Origin of the sequence: Mycobacterium heidelbergense (genome assembly GCF_010730745.1) — a bacterium.
Taxonomy (GTDB): Bacteria; Actinomycetota; Actinomycetes; order Mycobacteriales; family Mycobacteriaceae; genus Mycobacterium; species Mycobacterium heidelbergense.
The window spans coordinates 3,130,300-3,151,911 of sequence record NZ_AP022615.1; the positions used below are offsets into that span (position 1 = coordinate 3,130,300).

16 protein-coding genes are annotated in these 21,612 nt (G+C 60.9%); 6 read left to right on the plus strand and 10 right to left on the minus strand.

What is annotated here, in order from left to right:
• Window positions 1-82: 82 nt before the first annotated feature.
• Together G6N25_RS14850 and G6N25_RS14855 are read right to left on the minus strand one after the other, a co-directional pair.
• Window positions 83-988 carry a class I SAM-dependent methyltransferase gene (locus G6N25_RS14850; protein WP_142272583.1) on the minus strand — a complete coding sequence of 302 codons (906 nt, stop codon included), beginning with the start codon at window positions 986-988 and terminating at the stop codon, window positions 83-85.
• 72 nt (window positions 989-1,060) lie between these two features.
• Window positions 1,061-3,028 (minus strand): hypothetical protein, encoded by a 1,968-nt coding sequence (locus tag G6N25_RS14855; protein ID WP_142272582.1) that lies wholly within the window; start codon window positions 3,026-3,028, stop codon window positions 1,061-1,063.
• Between the two features lie 1,289 nt (window positions 3,029-4,317).
• On the opposite strand from G6N25_RS14855, the gene G6N25_RS14860 reads away from it, so the two are divergent.
• From G6N25_RS14860 to G6N25_RS14875, 4 genes are read left to right on the plus strand one after another with little or no spacing between them, the layout of a single operon-like run.
• Complete coding sequence (locus tag G6N25_RS14860) at window positions 4,318-5,049, plus strand: FkbM family methyltransferase (protein WP_083073612.1); 732 nt, start codon at window positions 4,318-4,320, stop codon at window positions 5,047-5,049.
• Window positions 5,050-5,086: 37 nt separating this feature from the next.
• Entirely contained in the window at window positions 5,087-6,364 is a 1,278-nt protein-coding gene (locus G6N25_RS14865; protein WP_158084868.1) for a helix-turn-helix domain-containing protein, read from the plus strand.
• 40 nt (window positions 6,365-6,404) lie between these two features.
• Entirely contained in the window at window positions 6,405-7,547 is a 1,143-nt protein-coding gene (locus tag G6N25_RS14870; protein ID WP_142272581.1) for a glycosyltransferase, read from the plus strand.
• A gap of 32 nt (window positions 7,548-7,579) precedes the next feature.
• Window positions 7,580-8,596 carry a cellulase family glycosylhydrolase gene (locus G6N25_RS14875; protein WP_158084867.1) on the plus strand — a complete coding sequence of 339 codons (1,017 nt, stop codon included), beginning with the start codon at window positions 7,580-7,582 and terminating at the stop codon, window positions 8,594-8,596.
• 61 nt (window positions 8,597-8,657) lie between these two features.
• On the opposite strand, the gene G6N25_RS14880 is transcribed toward G6N25_RS14875, so the two are convergent.
• Together G6N25_RS14880 and G6N25_RS14885 are read right to left on the minus strand one after the other, a co-directional pair.
• The gene (locus G6N25_RS14880; RefSeq protein WP_232065956.1) at window positions 8,658-9,596 is read right to left on the minus strand and encodes a class I SAM-dependent methyltransferase; all 939 of its coding nucleotides are present in this window, start codon (window positions 9,594-9,596) and stop codon (window positions 8,658-8,660) included.
• 69 nt (window positions 9,597-9,665) lie between these two features.
• Window positions 9,666-10,682: an NAD-dependent epimerase/dehydratase family protein gene (locus G6N25_RS14885; RefSeq protein WP_142272580.1), complete on the minus strand. Its 1,017-nt coding sequence runs from the start codon at window positions 10,680-10,682 to the stop codon at window positions 9,666-9,668.
• Between the two features lie 460 nt (window positions 10,683-11,142).
• Between G6N25_RS14885 and G6N25_RS14890 the strand changes: the two genes are divergently transcribed.
• Together G6N25_RS14890 and G6N25_RS14895 are read left to right on the plus strand one after the other, a co-directional pair.
• A complete protein-coding gene (locus G6N25_RS14890) occupies window positions 11,143-12,414 on the plus strand; it encodes an acyltransferase family protein (protein ID WP_083073608.1) in 1,272 nt (423 codons plus the stop codon).
• Window positions 12,411-13,622, plus strand: a complete 1,212-nt coding sequence (locus tag G6N25_RS14895; protein WP_158084866.1) for an acyltransferase family protein — start codon at window positions 12,411-12,413, stop codon at window positions 13,620-13,622. Before G6N25_RS14890 ends, G6N25_RS14895 begins: the two co-directional genes overlap by 4 nt.
• On the opposite strand, the gene G6N25_RS14900 is transcribed toward G6N25_RS14895, so the two are convergent.
• From G6N25_RS14900 to G6N25_RS14925, 6 genes are all read right to left on the minus strand, one after another.
• Window positions 13,567-14,724: a YveK family protein gene (locus G6N25_RS14900; RefSeq protein ID WP_083073606.1), complete on the minus strand. Its 1,158-nt coding sequence runs from the start codon at window positions 14,722-14,724 to the stop codon at window positions 13,567-13,569. The genes G6N25_RS14895 and G6N25_RS14900 overlap by 56 nt on opposite strands.
• A gap of 99 nt (window positions 14,725-14,823) precedes the next feature.
• Window positions 14,824-15,636 (minus strand): glycosyltransferase family 2 protein, encoded by an 813-nt coding sequence (locus G6N25_RS14905; protein WP_158084865.1) that lies wholly within the window; start codon window positions 15,634-15,636, stop codon window positions 14,824-14,826.
• Window positions 15,609-17,864 carry a glycosyltransferase gene (locus tag G6N25_RS14910; RefSeq protein WP_083073604.1) on the minus strand — a complete coding sequence of 752 codons (2,256 nt, stop codon included), beginning with the start codon at window positions 17,862-17,864 and terminating at the stop codon, window positions 15,609-15,611. Before G6N25_RS14910 ends, G6N25_RS14905 begins: the two co-directional genes overlap by 28 nt.
• Window positions 17,865-17,900: 36 nt before the next feature.
• Entirely contained in the window at window positions 17,901-19,310 is a 1,410-nt protein-coding gene (locus G6N25_RS14915) for an O-antigen ligase family protein (RefSeq protein ID WP_083073603.1), read from the minus strand.
• Between the two features lie 3 nt (window positions 19,311-19,313).
• A complete protein-coding gene (locus G6N25_RS14920) occupies window positions 19,314-20,585 on the minus strand; it encodes a polysaccharide biosynthesis protein (RefSeq protein WP_083073602.1) in 1,272 nt (423 codons plus the stop codon).
• A 100-nt stretch (window positions 20,586-20,685) separates the two neighbouring features.
• On the minus strand, window positions 20,686-21,489 hold the full coding sequence (locus tag G6N25_RS14925) for a YveK family protein (RefSeq protein WP_158084864.1): 804 nt from the start codon (window positions 21,487-21,489) through the stop codon (window positions 20,686-20,688).
• Window positions 21,490-21,612 lie beyond the last annotated feature (123 nt).

The window sequence follows — 21,612 nt, forward strand, 5'->3', positions numbered from 1 at the left end:
GTTTAGCCTCGGTTTGGCCTGGGGGTTTTCACCGGGATTAGTGAAACTCATTAGCGATATGTGCTTGCGGTCTGTTTCCGCCCTACCGGATAGGTAATCTACGCCGTGTGTAGAACGTTTTGTTACCGAACGAAAACTTACGCCGCTGGCGATAACCCAGGATCGCCGCCTTCACGCCGAAAGGAACTCTCCGTTTAAGCGCGCGAGCCAGCGACGGCATTGTTTCCTCTCGGCTTCCAGCCTCCCACAGAGCCGCATAATCGCTTTGAATCGGGGGGGTCGCAAACATTGGCGAGTCGCGCGTCTTTGTCGCTTCAACCATCATAGTCACGGACCCTTTAGAAAAGAGACCGACTCGCGCACGCACCTGTTCGGGATCGACCACGTCGTACAGTGTGTGGTTCATCGTCAATTCTGGACCGGGATAGCGCCCCTGAAATATTGTTATCTGGCGGAGGTCAAAACCGTTCGGCTCGGAAAAAACGCGAAACATTAATTCCGGGCTGAACTGATAAAATCCATGACCCATCTGATTGTTGGCTGGGGTTGTCAGGAATATTGTGCCGCCCACTTTGAGCATACTGCCGAGGTTTGCCAATGCGACCGGCACGTTGAAGATGTGCTCCAAGGAGCCGCCATCGATGACCGCATCGTAGCGTCCATGCCAAGCTTCCGGAATTGGCGTGTTCATGTCATGAATCGTGTCAGCGCCTTCATATGCGGAGGCATCGATCACCGTAATGGACGAAGCTCCCAGGAACTCGCGCAGAAAAACATCAGCGTATTGGGCCCATAGGTACTTGTCCAAAGGCGTGACAGATGAACCGAACGCCTTTCGATATTCTCTGCGGAAGAAAGCGGCTTCTCGTCGATGCAGGCTAAGGCTCTGATGCCCGAGGGTTAGCAGTCGATCGAAGGAAACGCCCCGCTGTCTGGCGTTCCATAACATGGTTGCGTCGCAATAGGTAATTCCCACGACGGAGATCATCCCATAGAGGAAATATTTGTGCTTGGATTCGCCAGGAAAGGATCGTGCCCCTGATGACCTGGTCGGCGCGTTTTAACCGCGATCGGCGCGCCGGCGGCGGGCCCTCACCAAGATGACGACGGCACCGGCAGCGGCGGCGACCAACCAAGCGCCGGCGATCCACCACGCCCACGCGTAGTTTTGCCGATTGTTCGACGTTGCCGGCTGCGCCGCGAGGTCGTTGGGCGGATTCGGGATGGTGATCGGTTCGGCTCCCGGGGCGGAGACGATCATCCGGCCGGTCAGTCCAAACCACCGTTCCGCTTTAGCGGATAACCACCGCAACAATTCGTCGAGCTGCGCGGGTGACCCGTTGGAAGTCGCGACCAAAATCGAGCGTTGCCCATCAAACGCCGTCTGCAGCGAGCCGAAATGCGCTGCCGGATTAAGGGTTAGTGAAACGTGCTTGCCTGCGGTATCGAGGCCCTCGACGGTGACGTGATCCTGGTCTGCGGTGAACGGGAGCGCAATCGTGTGAACGGGCCAGGCGCCGGCCGAGATGAGAATAGCGGGGTCACGGCTGTCAATCGCTTGCTTGAGACTGGTCACCGTGCTTTCCAGTGGTACCGCGCTCATATGTTGAAGGCCCATCATTATCTGGACTGCGCGCACGGTGTCATTGAATGCGTCGTCGTCACTGATGCCTATCTGGACGCGCGGCATAAGCGCTTGCGGGAGTGTCTCAAACCCTCGCGACACGGCCGGAGTCGCGCGACTGGCTTGAATCTGGGTGCGACCGTCGATCGTGAGCGCCACCGGGAGATAGTCGCCACAGTGTCCCACGTCTCCGCTGGTGCGCACCGTTACCCGTAGCGAGGTTACACGCGTGACAAGCCGGCGAGAAATCTCGATTGAATGATCGATTTTTCCGTCGGTTTCGACCGGCCATCGGTCAATAGTCTCTCCATTGACCGTGGCAATCACTTCACCGCCGAGGGTCTTCGGAAGGGGCGTGTGCGAACCGATTAGGTGCACTCGAAGTTGGTCCAGCGCAGTACCGAACCGGGTCTGGTCCAGGTTGATTAACACCTCCGGCCACAGGCCCTCGGAGACCAGACCAGATTGATTCAGTTGTGCGAGGGTGGTGGTATCGCCGACGAATTTCTGTTTATTCGGCAATGGGGCGGCGACTACCGCGGCGGGGCTGACTGCAAATCGCAACAAGTCATCCGTCAGCAGCCGTGTCTGGTTGGTGAGTTCATCGCCGGGCCCGGAGATGAGAAGCCCGGGCACGCCTGTGTTGCCCTGCAGCGAGAGGCCCTTGTCGGGGCCCTCCTTGATGATGATCTGCCGCTCCAAAGGTAGAGACGGACCGACCCAGTTGGTCGTCCGATCAGCAAGAGGAACGACGACCACTTCAGGGCTCTGCGGTCCGTAGCGCCGCTCCATCGCAGCGGCCAGCTGGACTGCCGCGTCGGACTCTTGCCGCGAGGGCTTGGGTGGCAGCGCGATCGTCAACTTGCGAATGACGGGCGGGAGGAAACCGCCCACGTTAACCGGTGCGACTTCCGCTCCGGCAAACGTCACCGAACCGTTAACGAGTCGTACGGGAGCAATGTTGTCCCAGCAGTAACCCTCCACTGGGATAGCGGTCACCGTCAGGGTGACAGTCACCACATCAGCAACGACCTGTGCTCCCGCCAGGGGAATAACCATTTGCGTCTGGTCTTTGGTTGGCAGCTCCAACCGGCTGATGGTGCGGTCGCCCTGGGAAACTGTCAGGTTGCCGAATCGGAGGTTGACGGGGACTTCGACCGTCGCGTTCAACGTCGACGGGCTCAACCCCCGGGGCACTGGAAATGTCAACGTGTTGACGGTGTTGTTTCGGTGCCCGTAGAACCCGAACCAAATGGCGGTCGGCGCGCCCAGGTCGGACAACGAGAGCGTCGGAGAATCGATGACAGGGCCGTCACCACTGGTCGGATCAGCATCCGCGCACGGCGCGCTCCAGATGATCATTGCTAGCACCCCGGCAAGTGCTGCAAGGCGGGGCGCACGCATGCGTGGGAGCATATCAAAGACCATGATTGAGCGAGATATTGCGTCGTTTGGTATGTATTTTGCGTGCTAGCGACATCGACGGTATCTAAGCACGCCTCCCGGGGTGCGGAGGCGAGATTGCGGCCAACCCCAGGTTTGACGGCACCGGTCGGTGGTCATCGCTGCAACTCGCGCGCGTCGTTTCACGCAACATCGGACACTCTTGCAGGGCACTCTGATGCTGATTGCTGGGATTGCAACCGATCATCTGGGTGTAAGCCCAGGTCAAACGCCGATGTAATCGGTCCAGCCAACAGATCATCAGTTTTTGGCTGCCCGGACTGTGTTTGGCCGCGCTTTCATAACGCGTAAAGAATTAAGTAGCGGTTATGCGACCTCGTTTTCGCGTGAGATAGGCAACGGCGCGCCATTTAGCGCGACTTGCAAAATTGCGGATCTCTTGCGGAAGTCGGGATGGCTGACCTCGGCGGTGCATTCAAAGATTCGCGCTGAGCGACGTTGGATGTAGTGAAATTCGATACAAGCCGTAAGCGTTTACATTCGCATGTTCCATCCAAAGCTCCTAGGCAATGCCCAAAATAATCCCCGAAATGAATGCGTGCCGTCGGTCTTCGAAGGGTATAAGCAAGCCGACATGGATTCGGTTCCTAGCCACTGGGAAAACTCCTAAGAATTGAAATGCAAATACTCACGAAGGCGGCTTGGCCGAATCGTAGGAGTTTGGCCATCTTACTGATGATGGCGAACTATTCGAGTCCAAACACCCTGGAGAAAAAGTCGGGAGTCCTTGGCACGAGTGGCACCGGTTGGAACGCATATTTGCGATCCGCTGAGCAGCCGTGGTGGCACTGCTTTATTCCTCGACGACTCTCGACTGGCCGGGCCACCGCCATGACGCGCCTCCAAATAAGCATCTATCGAAACGTCCGCGCTAGATTTGTGTGGTATGTGATTCACCTCGTCAGTAAGGCGGAGCTCTCGCCTAACTGGGCTCGTCCATCTGCTTTACGGACTGGGGCCAAAAGGGGTATGGGATCTACGCGATTCCACTAACCCTAAACCTGTGTGTTTATCCTTTTATGATTAGGCTCAACGCCATGCGGGGTCGTCGGCAATAACCAGACGGCCGTTTAATCGAAATTGGCCGACGCTGTTTGGTCTCGATCTCCAGCCCGGTGACGACACTCGGCCTCGCGCCTAGACGCGTAAGCAGTTGGTACACATCAAATCTCGTGGTGTGGGACGTTGCTTGTTTGATTCGGTAAGTGGCCGCATGCTATTGTTGCGCAATGAGTTGGTTGCGTCGCGCTAAATTGATCGCACGTCGTGTCGGCATCGATATTTCACGTTACCGCTCTGAGCTGGATTGGAAACGTCAGTTCGTGAATCAACTCGAATCGCACCAAGTAAATGTCATTCTTGATGTCGGTGCCAATTCGGGACAATATGCTACCGAACTCCGTAAGGATGGCTTCAAAGGTCGGATCGTCTCGTTCGAACCTATGTCGCGACCTTTTTCTCTTTTGGTAAATAAAGCATCGTCAGATTCACTTTGGGAATGCCGACAGTATGCACTGGGCGATTTTGATGGAACGATATCTATTAATGTCTCGGGTGGCGATGGCCAAAGTAGTTCGGTCCTACCGATGCTGAAAAGTCATCAAAATGCCTTTCCGTCAGCAAATTTTGTCGGCACCGAAGATGTAACGATACACCGGCTTGATTCTGTGAAGTCAGAAGTTCTCCGGCCGACCGATGTTGCTTTTCTGAAGATGGACGTTCAGGGGTATGAAAAGCTCGTGCTCGCCGGTGGCAATTCAACGGTGAACGATCGTTGCATAGGCATGCAACTCGAGCTGTCGCTACTTCCGTTGTACGAAGGCGGCATGCTCATTCGTGAGGCACTCGATCTTGTGTACGCCATGGGCTTCACCCTGGCGGGATTGCAGCCCTGCCTGTCGGACCCGCGCAATGGCCGGATGTTGCAGGCTGAAGGCATCTTCTTTCGTGAGGACGATTGACCGGAGGTGCTGCTCCAGCGTCATTGACGCCGCCGGCATGGACGATTTGCTGGTCGCACAGGCGGTTTGGGCAAACTTGGTTCACGTCGCGTCACAGCTTCGGTTGAACTCGACCAACACAACGCGCGGGCGAGCCCAACATACCGTCAGCAGCTTTTCGAGGCGATCAGTGCTCGGGTGTGCGAATATCACTGATGTGGATGAATTGGCTGTGGGGCGCCGCGTCGCGCAGGCTCGCGATGTCGCAGATATCACGCAGGACGGCCTTGCCCGAGCCGTCGGCTTGGACCGAACTGCGATAAAGCACCTTGAGAGCGGTGAACGCAAACTTGACGTCACCGAACTAGCGGCCATCGCGCAAGTACTCGGTCGACACTTGTCCTTCTTCGCCCAGCCACCTGCTCCTGCGGTTGTCAGCCGACGCGCCGACGCGGGGCTGCAGCACAGCACTTCGCGCTCCCTCGACATCGAGTTGGATCAGTTCGCCGGGGATGTACGGACTCTCTTTGAGGTGGGCGAGATCAGCCCGGTGGCCCGCACCGGGAGACACGCCCCTGAGGACGAGGTTCGCGCCGAACAAATGGCCAAAGGCATCCGTTCGAGTCTCGGCATGGACCTCGGCTCGGAATATGAGGCGGTGCGAGACCTAGGGCAGGCGTGCCAGCGCCTTGGCCTTTACACGTATTCCGCATCGCTCGGCGAGGCCGGCCCCGATGGGGCAAGCGTCGAGGTGTCGGGGGAGTACCTGGATGTCGGTGCCGCCGTGGTTAACGGGGATGTCCCTTCCGGCCGGCGTCGGGTGACGCTCGCACATCAACTCGGTCACTGGGTGTGCGGGGATCCCTATGGCTCTTCCACTTCGCCTGAGACCGAGAACCTGATTCACGCGTTCGCACTTCACTTCCTCGCACCTCGTGCGGGCTTGCACATAATCTGGGGTGATCACGACGACTGGTCAGACCGAGATCGAGTACTCGCAGCGAGTGCCACCTACGGATTGAGCTGGTCGGCGACCCTCCAGCAGCTTAAGAACGTGGGCATCATTGACTTCGACAGGCTCCAAGAGCTCAGGGAATTCGATCCGCCGTTGGGCGACTATCTGCGTCTGGGGTTTTCGCGAACCGATGAGCTCGCGAGCCCATATCTCTCCCCAGGCTTTGTATCGGCATGCGTAAACGGCTACGCAAACCAGAAACTCACGCAAGGTCGCGCACTTGAATTACTGCGAGGAACCCTGTCCGCGCGGGATCTCCCTCAGAAACACGCGAAGTCACTCGACGACATTCGGGCGTCTTTCACCGGACATGACGGTTGATTAGCCGCAGTGCTCCAGCTATCGCCCTAGCAGACATCCTGTGACGCGGCCCCATGTGGTGGTGCAGTTCTCATCGATGATGCCGTCCGCGCGCTATGGAGGGGCGGAACGAGTCGTCGGTGCTTTCGCCGATGAGCTTGAGCAGGCTGGGTTCAAGGTGGACAACTGCGGATTGAAGCCTAAGGGCAGCGAGCACCTTGCCGGATATCCGATCAACAACGTCTACTGGCCGTTCGACGGTAGCCGTCGCCCCCTTGCGCGGCGGCTACTGTGGCACGCCATCGACACTTTCACCCTTGCGAGTAGGCGCACAGTAGAAAAGATTGTCGACGAGCTGCGTCCGGATGTGGTGATCACACACAATTTGCGCGGCTGGGGCTTCGCGCCATGGGTCGTTGCTGGCGAGCGTGGAATTCCACTGGTGCATGTGGTGCACGATTACGGTCTGGTCTGCAATTCATCGACGCTGTGGCGCGGCGAGGTGTGCGCCGATGTATGCGCGGGATGCCGCCCGCGGGTCGCGATGACGCGTCGGCGGTGGCCTGGTGGCTGCGTTGTGGGCGCGTCGAGAGCGGTGTTGGCCGAGAACCAGCGCCGCCTTGGACTTCATGACTTCGACCACGCAATCGCAATACACCCAACCGCGGCGGGCCACGACCTACAGCCCGACCGCCGAGCTCACTCGCTTGGTGTTCCGAAAACGATTGGCTACCTGGGCCGAGTAAGCCAACACAAGGGCATCGAAGTCCTCCTGGCGGCGATTGACGGCACGGGCAAGAATCTGATCGTCGCTGGCGAAGGTGAACCCGGCTACGTCGAGGGCCTTATGGCTGGTGCGCACGGTAATGTCCAGTGGCTTGGGTGGACCGATGATCACCGATCGTTTTTCGACGCGATCGATGTCCTCGTGGTCCCGTCGGTATGGCTGGACCCGTTCCCCCTCGTCGTTCTGGACGGAGTCCGCGCGGGAGTTCCCGTGCTGATCGCGGATCGTCCCGGACTCATCGAAGCCGCTGCCGTGCACGGCGCACGTCATGCCACATTTGCAGCCGACAACGTTGAAGCGCTGCGGCAGGCGCTTGACCGTCCGCTGAGCGGCTACCAGGTCGAACCGGCCACGATCGACGACGCCGATATCATCGAGTTGGTCACGGAGTTAGCGTCGAAAAGGGAGACCAGTTGAGACGGGACGTAAACGTTCACACACTGGTGATGTTGGCGTTTTCGTTGATCGTCCTCAGCCTTGTGCCCGGTTTGTGTACGTCGTGCGGAACGTCCAGACCGGGCCCGATCGGCATGATGGTGCGGCTTTACGGTGCCGACGCGGCAAGCGTTGCCCGCGAGTTTGACTTGTTGACGGCGATGCACGTGACCTGGGTCAGGGTGGACTTTGAATGGCCGACGATCGAGGGCAATCGCGGGAAGTTCGATTGGGCCTACACCGACGCAGTCGTCAAAGAGGCGTCGGCTCGACGATTGAACGTTCTCGGGATTCTCAGTCATACTCCCGCATGGGCACGCCCGGCCAGTACGACGACTTCTAACCCACCAGATCACGTCTCTGACTTCGCAGAATTCGCCCGCGCGACGGTGGCACGTTACAGCCCGCTGGGAGTGCACACATGGGAGATCTGGAACGAGCCCAACGTCAGCGCCTTCTGGCAACCCGCTCCCGACGCCAACAGATACGGGGAGCTCTTCCGAGCCGCCGCCACGACGATGCGGGCGGTCGACCCGGTCGCGACACTGCTCATCGGCGGTCTCACAAGCGGCGGCGACCTAGCGGACGGCTCACGGATCTCCCAAGCAAAATATGTTGAGCAGCTGTACGGCAACGGAACCGCGCAGGCGGCTGACGCGATCGCCGTGCACCCTTACAGCTTCGCTTGGCCGCATGCCCACGCGGTGATCGGAGGGCTCGACGATGTGCCGGCGCTGCATCAAATAATGGAACGGCACGGGGATGGCGGGAAGAACGTGTGGATCACCGAGTTCGGTGTGCCCACCGGAACCGCTTCTGATGCTGTTTCTGACAAAGATCAGGCCGCCACGATCATGCACGCCCGCAAGCTCGTCCAGAAGTGGAGTTGGACCGGGCCGCTCATCTACTACGAACTGCGAGACGGTGGTACCAACCCCGCTATCGACGAGGAAAATTTCGGTGTGGTGCGTAAAGATCTCAGTCTGAAGCCAGCCGGCGAAGCATTGATCCAACAACAAATCGCGCCGTAGCGGTTACCGCGCAGCCGGATACGGCTCCGTCGACGAAGACCCCCACCTAGGGCCCCACGCTTCATGCCGCGTCGGATTTGCGCCAGACGTAAAAATCCTGTTGTCCCGCAACATCATTCAGATGACAGCTCACCGATTCCAATGCCGGGGCCGATTCGGCGACCAGCGACTCCACCGCCTCCTGCGTGAACCACGTCATGCCGTACTCGTCGTAGTAGTAGGGGTAGCGCTCGAAGTAATAGCCAGCGTCGGCGAGGGCATCCAGAACCTGGCTTTTATCCAGCCAATAGTGTTCGTATTCCTCGAGATTCTCCGCGGAGAAGCGCCCATGGGTAGTGAATACCAGCACACCACCGGGCGCCAGCAGGTCCTGCATGCGGCGGAGGTGGTCGGCGACGGCGAGTCTGTGCATGTGGCTGTACACCGAAAGCAAATAGATCAGGTCGAACCGCCCGTCCCATTCTGGGCCCGGGTCGGCAGGAATCTGTTTCGCACCGAACTCCGATGCGGTGAACCGGGCACCCTCGTCGATCACGTCGCTGACATAAATACGGTCGGCGGGAACTGCGTTGCGTAGTTCGCGAACGATACGGCCATAGCCGCAACCAACTTCCAACACAGACCCCAGCGTGTCCCAGTCCCGGCCGGCTTCGTTCAATGAGCGGCCTAGTCGGGAGACGATCTCCTGCGCGATGCGGTGATAGACCTGCACATCCGCCGGGTTGCTCGAGCCAAGCATGAAATCGTTGTAGTGCACTCGGCCGTCCAAACCCGGCAACGTGCGGGCGCCCAGAAGTGAGCCGGCCGCGAATCGCGCGCGCCGAGCCACCGCATAAATTGGGCGGGCCCGCTTAATCGTGTTGAGCACGTTAGCGGGCAGTATCTTCACGGACAAGTGAGGCATATTCTCCCCGCGCTTCGGTGCTTGGCAAACATTTGTACGATGATAATCCGCGTCGTTGGCGCAGACGTTTTTGCAGGGGTCGCAGCTTCCCGCCATCAGCGCCACACTTCATGCCGTGAGGTCCTCACCCATTCGTCAGATCGACCGGCGGTGGGTGAATGCCTCTTAAACTGAGGCCGCCTTGCTGTGTCGTTGTCGGTGTGTCCTGTTGCCTGAGAGCTGGTCGAAGATCCACCGATAGGTGCGTTCGAGGCCGTCGGTGAGAGAGATCGACGGCTCCCAGTCGTAGAGGTCCCGTATCAAGGTGTTGTCGCTATTTCGTCCACGGACGCCTTGGGGTGCGTCCAGTTTGTAATTGCGCCTGACGGTGATCCCGGCGATCTGCTCGATCATGGTGACCATTTCGTTGATGCTCACTAACTCGGAGCTGCCGAGATTGACGGGCAATGCGTTGTCCCCCGCAATCACCTTTAGTGTTCCCTGGATGCAGTCGTCGACGTACATGAAGCTGCGGGTCTGTTGGCCGTCGCCCCAGATCTCGATCTCGTGCCGGCCGGAGAGCACCGCCTCGGCAATCTTGCGGCAGAGTGCGGCCGGGGCCTTCTCGCGCCCGCCGTCGTAGGTGCCGTCGACGCCATAGACGTTGTGGTAGCGCGCGACGCGTGTCTGCAGGCCGAAGTCCTGACGGAAGTGCTCACACATACGCTCGCTGAATAGCTTCTCCCAGCCATAGCCGTCTTCGGGCATCGCGGGGTATGCGTCGGACTCTTTAAGAGCCGTTACGTCGGCGTCGACCTGCTTGTCGGCGGCATACACACAGGCTGAGCTGGAGAAAAAGAAGCGACCAACGTTTGCATCTCGCGCGGCGATTAACAAATGAGTGTTGATCAGCACCGAAAGCATGCACTCGGCCTTATGCGTTTCGATGAAGCCCATGCCGCCCATGTCGGCCGCGAGGTTGTAGACCATATCAACTCCCCGCACGGCCTCGTGGCACTCGGCAAGGTTCGATAGGTCAAGCTGATGGGCTTCGACACCGTCGGGGATCTGGAACCAATCATCGACGGCTTTGATGTCAACACTGCGGACCAAAACCCCCCGTTGACTCAGAGCCCTGGCGAGATGCCCCCCGATAAAGCCGCCACCCCCGGCGACCAAAGCTGTTTCTCGGGCTATCTCCACCCTCAAGGCCCCTTTCAGGGATGCGCGGTAACCTGATCAAGCAAACCAGCAGTCTACTTGCCGCTAGATGGTGAGTCTTAGCGACTGGGTCCATCCGGTTTTAGAGTCGTGCTGGTATGTTCTGGGTTCAGGACGTGATCAATGCCGGCACGGGCCAAGCGATTCGATTCGCGACCTGGCGCTGCTGATGAAACCGGCCGTCCAGCCCGAATTCGATCCGAGCCATCCGGACGGCGCTCGGTGTGAGCTCGCCGACAGTAGAACGTTCGTTCATCTCCCGGCCTAAAACGTGCCAAATGGTATGCAAACGACGCAGTCGCATACACTACCGGTATGGTCGCAACCGGGCGCCGCAGCTACGGCGGGCCTCCGCGTGGGCGTGTGGCGCTAACTAAATCGGGGTGCGGCCCGGCGTTCGTGTCTGCGAGGATGCCGCGCAGGTCCGAGAGAGATCGGGCCGATGACTGACCATGCAAGACCCACAACGACACGGGACCTCCCTGACTTCGCGGTCCGGGCGGTGATGCCGGCGCCGGGCAGCGTTCGCGGCGTGCGGCCAGACTTCGATCGGTTTTGTGCGATCCACCGCTTCGGCGCCTTGGACGGTTTGCGGGCGTTGAGCGCGATCGCGGTCGTTTGGCACCACACAGTAGACACACAAGGGCCGGTGATCGCAGGCCGCGAATACTTTGCATTCGGTCTTCATTCCGTGGGCGGCGAAGGGGTGGATCTTTTCTTCGCGATCAGCGGATTCCTGATAACCACGCTGCTGGTACGTGAGTACAACGCAACCGCACGAATTTCGCTGCGAAAATTCTATGCCCGGCGCTCGCTGCGCATCTTTCCTCTCTACTATTTGACGCTGCTGGTGTGCATCGCGACCACGCTAGTCAAGCCCGCGTGGCGCGACAGCCCGGTGGACGTGCGATTCGTCCACTACCTTCCGGCGTTCGTCACTTATACGCCTAACTGGTTCCTCGACTCCGGCGACAAGTTCTTTAGCGCCTGGTCGCTGGCGACTGAGGAGCAGTTCTATTTACTGTGGCCACCTTTGCTGGTCGGGGCGCTGGCGATCGGCCGTGGGCGAGTCTGGATTCCGCTGGCAGTGGTGAGTGCCTTGGTTGTAATCTCGCAGAGCTCCGTCCTAGTAGCCGACACGTCGGTGCTGCCCGGCCGGATTCCGGCGAGTTTGTCATTGCCAATCCTGCTTGGCGCCGCTGCGGCGCTGGTGGCGAGCGCTCCGCGTGGGTTCGCACTCCTGGCTTTCGTTTTCGGCCGCAGCTGGTCGGCGCCGGCTGTGGCGCTAGCGCTAGCGATAGTCCTCGAGGTGGTCGCACAGCAAGAGCTCTTTCAGTCCCTCATCGTGGCCGTCGTAGTGCGGTGCCTAATGGTCGCCGTCGTAGTGAGCGTCTGCCTGGTCGAGCGCACATCATTGCACCCACTTCTGCAGTGGCGCCCGCTCGCGTTCGTTGGGGTGATCAGCTATGGCGTCTACCTCCTTCATCCGTTGTGCATAAATGCGATCCGCGAGGTTCTCCACCAGAACTACGGCCCGTTGCTGTTTGCCGAAGCGCTCGTCAGCGTGGTTGTCCTGGCCTACCTGAGCTTCCGGTACTTCGAGACGCCACTGCTGAGGCTTAAGAGGCGCTTCGAAACCAAAGACCAGAGCGAAGGCGATGAGCTGACGCGCATCACTGGAAATAAGGATCAAGGTCGGGGGCGCGAATCGTGACCGATGCAACGACCGGGACGCGTACCGCTCGCGCGTCCAAGTTCACATCTCTTGAGGCCGGTCGTGCGTTTGCTGCACTTATAGTTGTGCTGTTCCACTGCAACGAAACTGGCGTTGAATCGAAGTACTTCGGCCACGAGGTCTTGCCCTTCTTCCGCGGCGGATACTCCGGCGTTGAGTTCTTCTTCGTCCTGAGCGGCTTCGTGATGGTGGTAGCGCATCGAAAAGATCTCTCGACGGGACGGGGGGTCGGACGGTTCCTGTGGAAACGATTCCAACGGCTTTACCCGACGCTCTGGGCCGTCGTCGTGCCGCTGGTCGTCGTTATGCTCGTCGGGCCTACCCTGCGCTGGGCGGACAGTTTAAGCGCCGGTGATGTCGTTGCTGCACTTACGGCGGCGCCGTTTCCGCATGAACGAGTGCTGTCGGTCGAGTGGACGCTGCGCTACGAGGTTGTCTTCTACCTGTTGTTCGCGATGACTATCCGGTGGCGGCGGCCCACGTTGCTGCTGTGGCTGGTTTGGTGCGTTGTCGGGGTGACGAGCCTCTGGTTTGCGCCACATGGGATCCTGGGCTTCGTCGTCGCGCCCTATCCCTTGATCTTCGTTGCGGGAATGATTGTCGGTTTGGCGTTCGAGCGCATACCGGCTCGCGTGGCTATTGCATCGTTGACGATTGGCAGCGCGGTCTACCTGGCATGGTTGGCGCATTTGGCGGCCTCGGCTGTCAAACCCGACAAGTTGCCGATCGACGCATTGGGCTTCGGGGTGGGTGCGGCACTGATCGTGGCTGGCTTGGCGATTTTGGAGCGCTCGGGCAAGATCGCTGCACCCCGGATTCTCTGCTTCCTGGGTGCGGCGTCCTATTCGATCTATCTTGTGCACTACCCGGCAATGTCCGTTCTCATGAAGCTCGCAATGAAACTGCGTGCCATGGGGGCACCGGATTATGCCGCGATCACACTCGTACTACTTACAGCGGTTGGGGCGGGTGTGATGTGCCACCTCGTCGTCGAGAAGCCGTTGCTCAAGGCGACCCGGCGTCTCGGTGACTGGTACTCAGAGCGTCGGCGTATCGGTTCACCGGTCGTAGTGGGCATCCCGTTGGCGCGCGCAAGAGTCACGATCCTCGCGCACGGCCTCGGCGTCGCGCTCAGGGAGCCTGTCCCACCGTTCCTTCGAGCAGGCCCTCGTGGTGGGCCCATGTGAATAAATCTTCTCCCGAATCAAATGGCAGCTGCACGCCGGTGGCGAGCAAGTCGTCAACGAGCGCCGCGGCCAGACCTCTGTTTTCGTCGTGGACGGTTTTGTAGGCCTCAATAACAATCCAGAGGATGTCGCAGGTGTGGACTCCCAGCCGGTGCGCTTGTTCGATTGCGACATCCTGGCCGAGGACGGCGGTCAGATTCCTGTGGGAAGCGCACGCAATAACGGCAGATGCCGATAGGTATTCGTCAATTGAGCCGCCCATTTGGGCTTTGACTTGAATTTGCGTCCGGTCTTCTTCCTCGTTCAGGAGGATAGGTCGAGCCCATCCGACAGAATCGACCGACGGAATGCCGGGGTGTAGAGCTCTGTATTTGTCGATCTCCGCAGCGGCATCGGTCGGTACTAGTACCCGGCCGCCGGGTGCCAATTGCGGGATCAGGGACGCGCGTCCTGCTCGCCAGAAATGCGTGTACACACTCGCATCCATTACCCATGTGCGCCAAAGCCGGCGCCGCCGAGCGCGGTCAGACATCGCTTGCAGGCCCACGGCGCCGAACAACCCTAAGAGCAAACCGGTGGCCGCGCCGACTCCCGAGTTCAGCAGCACGTTATGGTTTGACGGCGTCGAAGGCACCGGCGCCGGCGTGACTTCAGTGACGAGAATGTTGCCGTTCTCGATTTGCTCAATGGACCCTCCGAGCTGCTGCAAAATGTCGTCGGCGATATGGGCCGCCAACGCGGGATCGCGGTCTGTGACAGTGATGCGCAACAACGCCTTGTCTGCTACCCATTGAGAAGAAACGCGACCGTTCAGAGACTCGCGCAGGTGTAAGCGCGCATAGACCGGGAGAATGACCGAACTGGTGCCACCGACGTGCGCGTAGCTGGGCATCCGGTCGGTGATGTACTGCGAACCATTGGTCAATGCCCAAGGCGGCCTAGTCTGCGGGTGGCTGATCGACACGAGGCCCTCGGCCGTGGCCGTGTACATCGGAGGACGCAGCAGGGTCACGACGCCCGCGAGCGCCGCTAATGTCACCGTTGCACCTGCCACGATCAGCCATCTTTTTCTGATCGCTTTCCGCACCGACGCGACGTCCATCGTTTCTCCTACTGTCTCGTCCGCCGCGGCGCTGCGCGCCTCGTCGCAGCTTGACTACGCCAAATAGCCGCGACCGGTTCTGCAGTTCGTTGCATACGATCACCCGCCTGCATCAGGAGATGTTTTCGCCGCGGTATCTATGCGTCTCGCCGTCGCGCGTAGGGACAGGCCGACAAGGCGCAAAAGCGTATAGCCGAGCGCGAGAAGGTTATCAAGCGCCCGCCATCGGGTGGCCGTCACGCCAGTCATTCGCCGGATCCGGTATCCATCCCAAGGATGCTCCCACCACGACCGTTGGGTGCTGGCGCCGGTGAAGTCGAAATCGCACACCACGTCCGCGAGCACCAGCGGGGGCGAGCATTTGGCAGCACGAACCATGAACAGCTGGTCGGACGCGTGGCCCATCTCCACGTCGTAGCCGCCCAGGCGCCAGAAGAAGTCTCGCCTAAATGCGCTGGCTTGATGGGGCAATGACCGCTGCAAGATCACGACGTTGAACATGCTGAATGGCACAACTCCGAGCACACCGCGGAGGCTCTTATCCGGGCCGACGATACGGGCCAGGCCGTAGAGCCAGTCCGGGTGGCCCGCACGCTCGATCGCAGCGGCGACCCGCGCCAGCGCGTCGGTATCGCCGAACAGATCTCCGGCGTGCATGAACCACAAATATTCGCCGCGCGAAATCCGCGCTCCTTTGTTCATCGCGTCGTAGCGACCCCGGTCGGGCTCGCTGCGCCAAGTGCCAAGGCAGTTGGCCGCCAGCCAGTCCGCTGAACCGTCGGTGGACCCACCGTCGATGACGATATGCTCAAAGTCGCTAAACGACTGCGATTGCAGTGACTCGGTCGTCGCGCGAAGTCCGTCTATGTTCTGGAAACTGATTGTCACGATGGAAAAGAGCGGTGCGTCCACCGGGCGTCCTCCACGTTGAGACCGCCGTATCCGGTGGCGGTCGTGTTGACATGTAAACAATCATGGTGTCGCGGCGGCCGCCCCGATCGCGCCAGTAGCCGGCGATAAGCCGTGGCGAGAACGATGTCGGGGCCGCTCTTGCGCTGCTCCGCCAGTACCTCGAACTGCTCGTTGACACGCTGGCTGCGTGCAGGCTCTTCGGCGAGTAGCCGGATCATCCGCGCGGCTTCGTCGACTTCATCGAATTGCCATTCCTCCGGCAGATAACCTTCATAGGCCGGGTTGCGGCGGACTACTACGGGCAGGCCGGCTTCCATCGCCTCGCGCAGGGCGATCGGCCCGCCCTCCCAGCGGGAGGTGTGCAAATACACGGTCTGCCCCTCGAGCGCGGCGGGCACCTCGCGTGCCGCCAGCCACCCGGTCACCGTGATATCGGCCGTCTGAAGGGTGCACCGTCCCGGCTCCGGTCCGTCGCCCACCCACGTGGCCTCAACACAGCGATCGACCCGCAGCGCCGCGACGATTTGGGCGAACATTTCGGGATCTTTCTGGGGCGTCGCACGTCCGACGTTGACAATCCGAATCCGAGCGGGCGCGGCTTCGACAACCGGCAACGGCATCGCTGAATCGTGCTGTGCTGCGAAGGAGGAACCGAACATGTTGAGCATCACGACCACGTCGGCTCGAGAACGTAATCCCCTCGCCAGCCCGGCTTCGTGCGGACTGACACAGACAAACGCGTCCGTCCTGCGTGCCAGCACGCGCTCGGCGACCCAATAAAGCCGGCGCCTGAGACCGTGGACGTCGCGCATCTCGAAGGAGAAACAGTGCGGCGTATACACAAGGACCGGTTTATCTTTCAGTCCGAACCGCAATCGACCCGCCGCGCCGGCCCGTGACGAATGCAGATGCACGATGTCAGGGCGGAACTCCGCGACCGACGAGCCGATCGCGCGCCAAAGATTGAGCAGCCCGTGAGGAGCGATGCGGGTGGTGACGAATGGCGAACATTCGTCGACCTCTTCGAAGTATCCTTTGCCCTGATCCTGGGCGAGGAGCCACGACTCGACACCCTGACCCCGGATTGCGTTTGCGTAGCCAATAATTGCGGTCCGGATACCGGTTGCGAGGTAATCGGTGACATGCAGGACGCGCACCGGCGCGGGTGTGGCATCGCTATCGACGACGTCCTCCGGGGCGAAGATCTTTTGCGCCGTGCGCGCCCAGCTGAAACGGTCGGTGTTGGCGCGAGCTTGGGTGCCGAGGCGCTCGCGCAGTGCGGGCTCGGAAATGAGGCGTTTAACGAGCTTGACGCACTGGACCACGTCGTCGGGGTCGAACGCCAGACCTCCCTCGCCGGCCACTTCGGTCATCGCCGAGCCTGTGGCAAACACCGCGGGGCAGCCCAGCCTGCCGGCCTCGATGATCGGGATGCAAAACCCCTCATACCGTGACGGTGCTACCAGAACCGCTGCGGCCGCGTAGAGCTGTTGCAGCTGCTCGTCATCCACGCGGCCCAGCAGACGGACGTTGTCGCGACCTTCGAGCTGCACACCCCGGAGTACGTGCTGAACGTGCCCGGCGCCTCCCACCACAGCTACCGGAACTTCCGAATCGGCAAGCGCTGCAACGGCGGCGCTGACGTTCTTGTGTGGGGCAAGATTGCCGACAATCAATGCGTATGAACCTCGCTCGAACGGCAGGGCTTCGGCCGAGTCGGTAAGTAGCTGCGGCTCAATGTGATCGGCCCCGCACGGTGCTACCTCGAAGCGGTCTTGCGGAACACCGAGAACTGAGGCGAGTTCCGCGCGGCTGAACGACGAAACCGTCAGCACTCGCTTTGCGGTTCGCGATAGCACCGTATACATCAAGCGTTGCCAGAGGACGAACACAAGGCGGAACGCGCTCGGGAACCGAAACGTGGTCGCGTCGTGCATGACCAGCGTTTGATTGCGCTTCACGACCGGCGCCGGTCCGCATAGCGAATACAGATGCTCGCCGCGAGTAAGCCAGGGCAGGACGACCTGTTCGAAGAAAATGCCGCGGAAGCGGGAACGGACGAGGGCAAACCGCGAGGCCCACGGCGGCTCGATCGCATCCTTGGGCAGAAAGAGCGTGACCTGTGATGCCGCCGGCGTCGAACTGAGACTTCGCATTACCTCTGCCGCATAGCGCTGCGTGCCGGAGGGCGACTGGGCCAGCCACTTACCGTTGACACATACGCTCATCGGAGCGCGCCTTCTTTGGCCTTGTGGCACGCCCGCTTAGTCACCACTGCCCACCGACAATGTGTCACCGGGTCGTTGCTCCGCGGCGCTCTTCGCATCGACGCCCGGCTGGGATACGCGGATTGGACTGCTGCCCAAGGGGTTTGCCCTGCGCTTGATCGCCGGATAGCTCAGCAGGGCTGCAGGCACGGTCCAAACCAGCAGTTCGAGGCTGTCGATAGGCCAAGGCCGCTCCGTGACGGCCAGCACAAAGGCCGGCAGTAGCGCACAGCCGGCCACGAGACTATAGGCGCCGCGCGCATTCCGCAGCAGGAGCGCCAGCGCGGTCAGGAACAGAACAAACCCGATGAGTCCTGTTGAGAGCACTACCTGCAGCCACTGGTTGTGCACCGAATACACCGGATAAACGAGTTGGCCTGACTCGTGCATGCGTAGCAGGCTTCGCACCCCCGTCCCGTACCACATATCGGCGGGATCTGACAGCGTTCGCCACGCCAGTGACCAAAGGTAGGCCCGGCCCGTGTAGGCGGCCGGGTCGTTCTCGGTGAACGGCACCGCGATGCCCACGATCAACGCCGCGGTCAGTCCAAAGTAGAGCAGCCACGACCGTATCGGTGCTGCGACGGGCCGTCTGATGTTCGGACGCAGCAACACCAGAGCGATGAAAGTGATCACGGCCGCTACGGAGCCCGAACGGCTGCCCGTGATCAGAATCAACCAGAGTATGTAGGCGCTTAGGGTGACCCCCTCCCATGAGCCAAAGCCGATGTATACGAACGGCATTGCAAGGGCGAGGTATACCGCGAGCGCGTTGTCGTACTCCATTACGCCGCTGAAGTCGAAGTTGAGTATGCCGCACTTGTCTTCGGTGCAAGGCATGACGCCGAAGCCGTGTTGCTGGATAAACTCCAGAAAGGTAAAGCCACTGGTGATCGCGATAATGGTGGCCCACGTGGCGATGCCCACATGAATGCCCAGCCCGCGTGGGGCTACTGTGCAGGCCGCTAGCAGCACCACGAATACCACCGATACCGGACGAAACGGGTTGTCGCCGTGCAGAAGCGACGATCCGAACGATATGAGCGCCACCACAACGAGCAATACCGCAGGGCCGTTGACGGGGACGTTACCGCGCCTGACCCGTGCCAGGAAGACGACCACGGCTATCACCCCCAGGAGAAGGCTCAGCGCCCGCCAGACCATGTGCCAGTGCCCGGGCCACTCCCAGGGCATGTTGAGGTAGACGTTGGTCACCCTCTTCCACTCGCCGCGGTAGGTGACGATAACGTTGATGGAGGCTTGGGTGCAGATAGGGATCGCCGCCGCGAACGCGGCGGTCCTCGACCATTCGCCCCGTCGCACCGTTTTCCGCAGCGCGCTGATAAATACCAGCAGGGCGATGACTGATATCGCCACCATCAAGTCGCGGGTGCCCTCGTCAACCATCGATCAACTCACCTCTGCGGCGGGTCTTCTGGAGGTTGCGCGGTGCGCGACGATGACGCCTGGTATCAACTGGCACAGCGCCATCGTCAACGCGGAGGCGAACACTGGGCCGCTCGGTCCCAGCACGGGGGCGAGCACCCAGGAGAGCGGAAGATTTGTGACGACGAGCGCGATCATGCAGACGGCCTGGAATCGAAGGGCTTTTGGCGAAATCAACATGATGCTGGTCGTGGCGTGCAGCGATTGCACGACGAGGAGGGCGCCGAACGCGACCAGCAGCGAGATCGGCGGTGTCGCAAGCCCGTCGCTCGTCCATCCGATGACGTAAGGAGAGAGCAGCACGAACCCGGTTGCGGCGAGCGCCCCCGCGGCGCCGAGGATGGCCAGACCGGTAAGCCAGGTTTTTCGCACGGTTGCTGCCGCCTGCGTCTGAACGGCGAAATGGGGCCACAGCGCAAGCGCCGCGACCACGACCACCGACTCTATCGGCAGGTACAGCTGCGCGGCGTAGGAATAGTTGGCAAGGTCGGTGAGCGCGAGGCGGTGAGATAGCACAAGCCGGTCGGATTGAAGCGCCAGGGGCTGACCCATCATCACCAAGACCCACGGCGCGGCGATGGCCCGGATTGACAGTCCGCGGAAGCGACGAGGCTGAAATGCCTGTCCGACAATGCCTTTGACGAGTTTCGCATCGCTTCGTCGCACCGCCAGCGCGGCCCACATGGCGCTCAGCAACCCACTGACCGGGATGGGCAGGGCATAGGCGAGCGAGGGCGCGTGCAGCGCGAAAAGCGCCGCCGTCAAACCAAGCGCAAAGGGCGCCGTCAGCCCGCCGAGCAGAACGGCCTGATGCATCCGGCCACTGCCCCGCAGGATGTTCGCGCCCAGCGAGAACGGCAGCCCCACGGCGAAAGCCATCAGTGTCAGCACGACCGCAACGTTGATGCCTCTGCCGATTTGGGCTGGGTGAATGCCGAGTAGGGGCGGCCACGCATCCAGCAGACCCAGAGCGACGGCGGTCACCCCGAGCAGGCACGCCGAACACAACGTCGTCCGAATCGCGGTCAAAGTCGTGCGACGGAACTGCTCTGGTCCAGCCTCCGACACGCGGGCGCGTGCCGTCGCAATCGCCGCCCCGGCCCCCAGGTCGGCGAAGACCAGCGGCTGGCTGAGCGTGGCGATCAGCATCACCACCCCGAATTGCTCGATCCCGGCCGCCGAGGTGATCAACCGTGCGATCACCAGATGCGAGATCCCGGTGATCGGAAGCACCATCGCCCGCGCCCCGCCCGCTATGAGCAGGAGCCGACCGATGGAGCGCGGTCCGCTCGGCGCGTTACTCTGACTTGTACTTGTGAGCTGCGTGGCCGCCACGTCAATCGTCACCGGCGCGCCTCGCCCTGACGGTCGGTTCGTCCGTACCACTGGCCCGGGTGGCGTGAGTACTCGACTCCGGTCGCCAAGACTCGCTTCGCTGTTCTCGTGCGTTACGTCGAGATCGAATGAGGTAGAAAGCAGCGGCACCGACGATCAAACCGGCGAGCAATCCGGCCATTGCTTTGTACCGACGCGGAGTGGGCGGCGCCAACGCCCCATGCTGAATCGGCAGGATCTGCACGGGGGGTGACAGGTGCTGTGCGTTACCTAAATCGCGGGGGCTAGCGCCACCTAGTTCGATGGAGGCAACAACACGTCCGAGGTTGGCCATCACAGAATCGGCAATTTGGATAGCGACTTGGGGGTCGGGGTCCTTCACGGACAACTGCAAAATCACCCTATCGGGAATGGCGATGACCTCAACCTGGCGGCGTAGCTGGTCGACGTCGCCGTGGTGCAGGTCGGCAACCACTGCTTGTAGAACTTTTGTAGAGGTGGCGAGGGCAGCGTAGGTGGGCGTTCGCTGGAGCGCGAACTTTCCATCGGAAAACGCACCCTGGTTATCAAAGTCGGTGCTACCACCAGGGGTCAGCGCGACGAACGCGTACGCGGTCGCTGTGTAGGTCCGCGGCATGAGCAGTGCCCACAGCGTTCCTGCGGTCAGACCGAGTGCACCGCACAGCGGGATGACCAGCCACCACCACCGCGGCCGCATGGATGACCGGTACTGGCGCCAGACCGTCATCCCGAGCATGCGAAACGATCGCGCGCCGTGACCGGCGACCGCCGCCGATTTCCCCATAACCCGATACCCTTCACGTCTTCTGTTGCCGGGCATTACGTATCGTATGGGATTTCGATCACGGAAACCCTGCTCTTTCTAAAGCTTGCGGCGGTGGCATCGTTGCCTGGTGGTGGTGAATGG

Bases quoted from the DNA above. Each gene is read 5' to 3' on its own strand.
- G6N25_RS14860 (WP_083073612.1), top strand. From the start codon at position 4,318: ATGAGTTGGTTGCGTCGCGCTAAATTGATCGCACGTCGTGTCGGCATC.
- G6N25_RS14855 (WP_142272582.1), bottom strand. From the start codon at position 3,028: ATGCGTGCGCCCCGCCTTGCAGCACTTGCCGGGGTGCTAGCAATGATC.
- G6N25_RS14915 (WP_083073603.1), bottom strand. From the start codon at position 19,310: ATGGTTGACGAGGGCACCCGCGACTTGATGGTGGCGATATCAGTCATC.
- G6N25_RS14910 (WP_083073604.1), bottom strand. From the start codon at position 17,864: ATGAGCGTATGTGTCAACGGTAAGTGGCTGGCCCAGTCGCCCTCCGGC.
- G6N25_RS14850 (WP_142272583.1), bottom strand. From the start codon at position 988: ATGATCTCCGTCGTGGGAATTACCTATTGCGACGCAACCATGTTATGG.
- G6N25_RS14890 (WP_083073608.1), top strand. From the start codon at position 11,143: ATGACTGACCATGCAAGACCCACAACGACACGGGACCTCCCTGACTTC.
- G6N25_RS14925 (WP_158084864.1), bottom strand. From the start codon at position 21,489: ATGGGGAAATCGGCGGCGGTCGCCGGTCACGGCGCGCGATCGTTTCGC.
- G6N25_RS14865 (WP_158084868.1), top strand. From the start codon at position 5,087: ATGGACGATTTGCTGGTCGCACAGGCGGTTTGGGCAAACTTGGTTCAC.
- G6N25_RS14920 (WP_083073602.1), bottom strand. From the start codon at position 20,585: ATGGTGCTTCCGATCACCGGGATCTCGCATCTGGTGATCGCACGGTTG.
- G6N25_RS14880 (WP_232065956.1), bottom strand. From the start codon at position 9,596: ATGGCGGGAAGCTGCGACCCCTGCAAAAACGTCTGCGCCAACGACGCG.
- G6N25_RS14900 (WP_083073606.1), bottom strand. From the start codon at position 14,724: ATGGACGTCGCGTCGGTGCGGAAAGCGATCAGAAAAAGATGGCTGATC.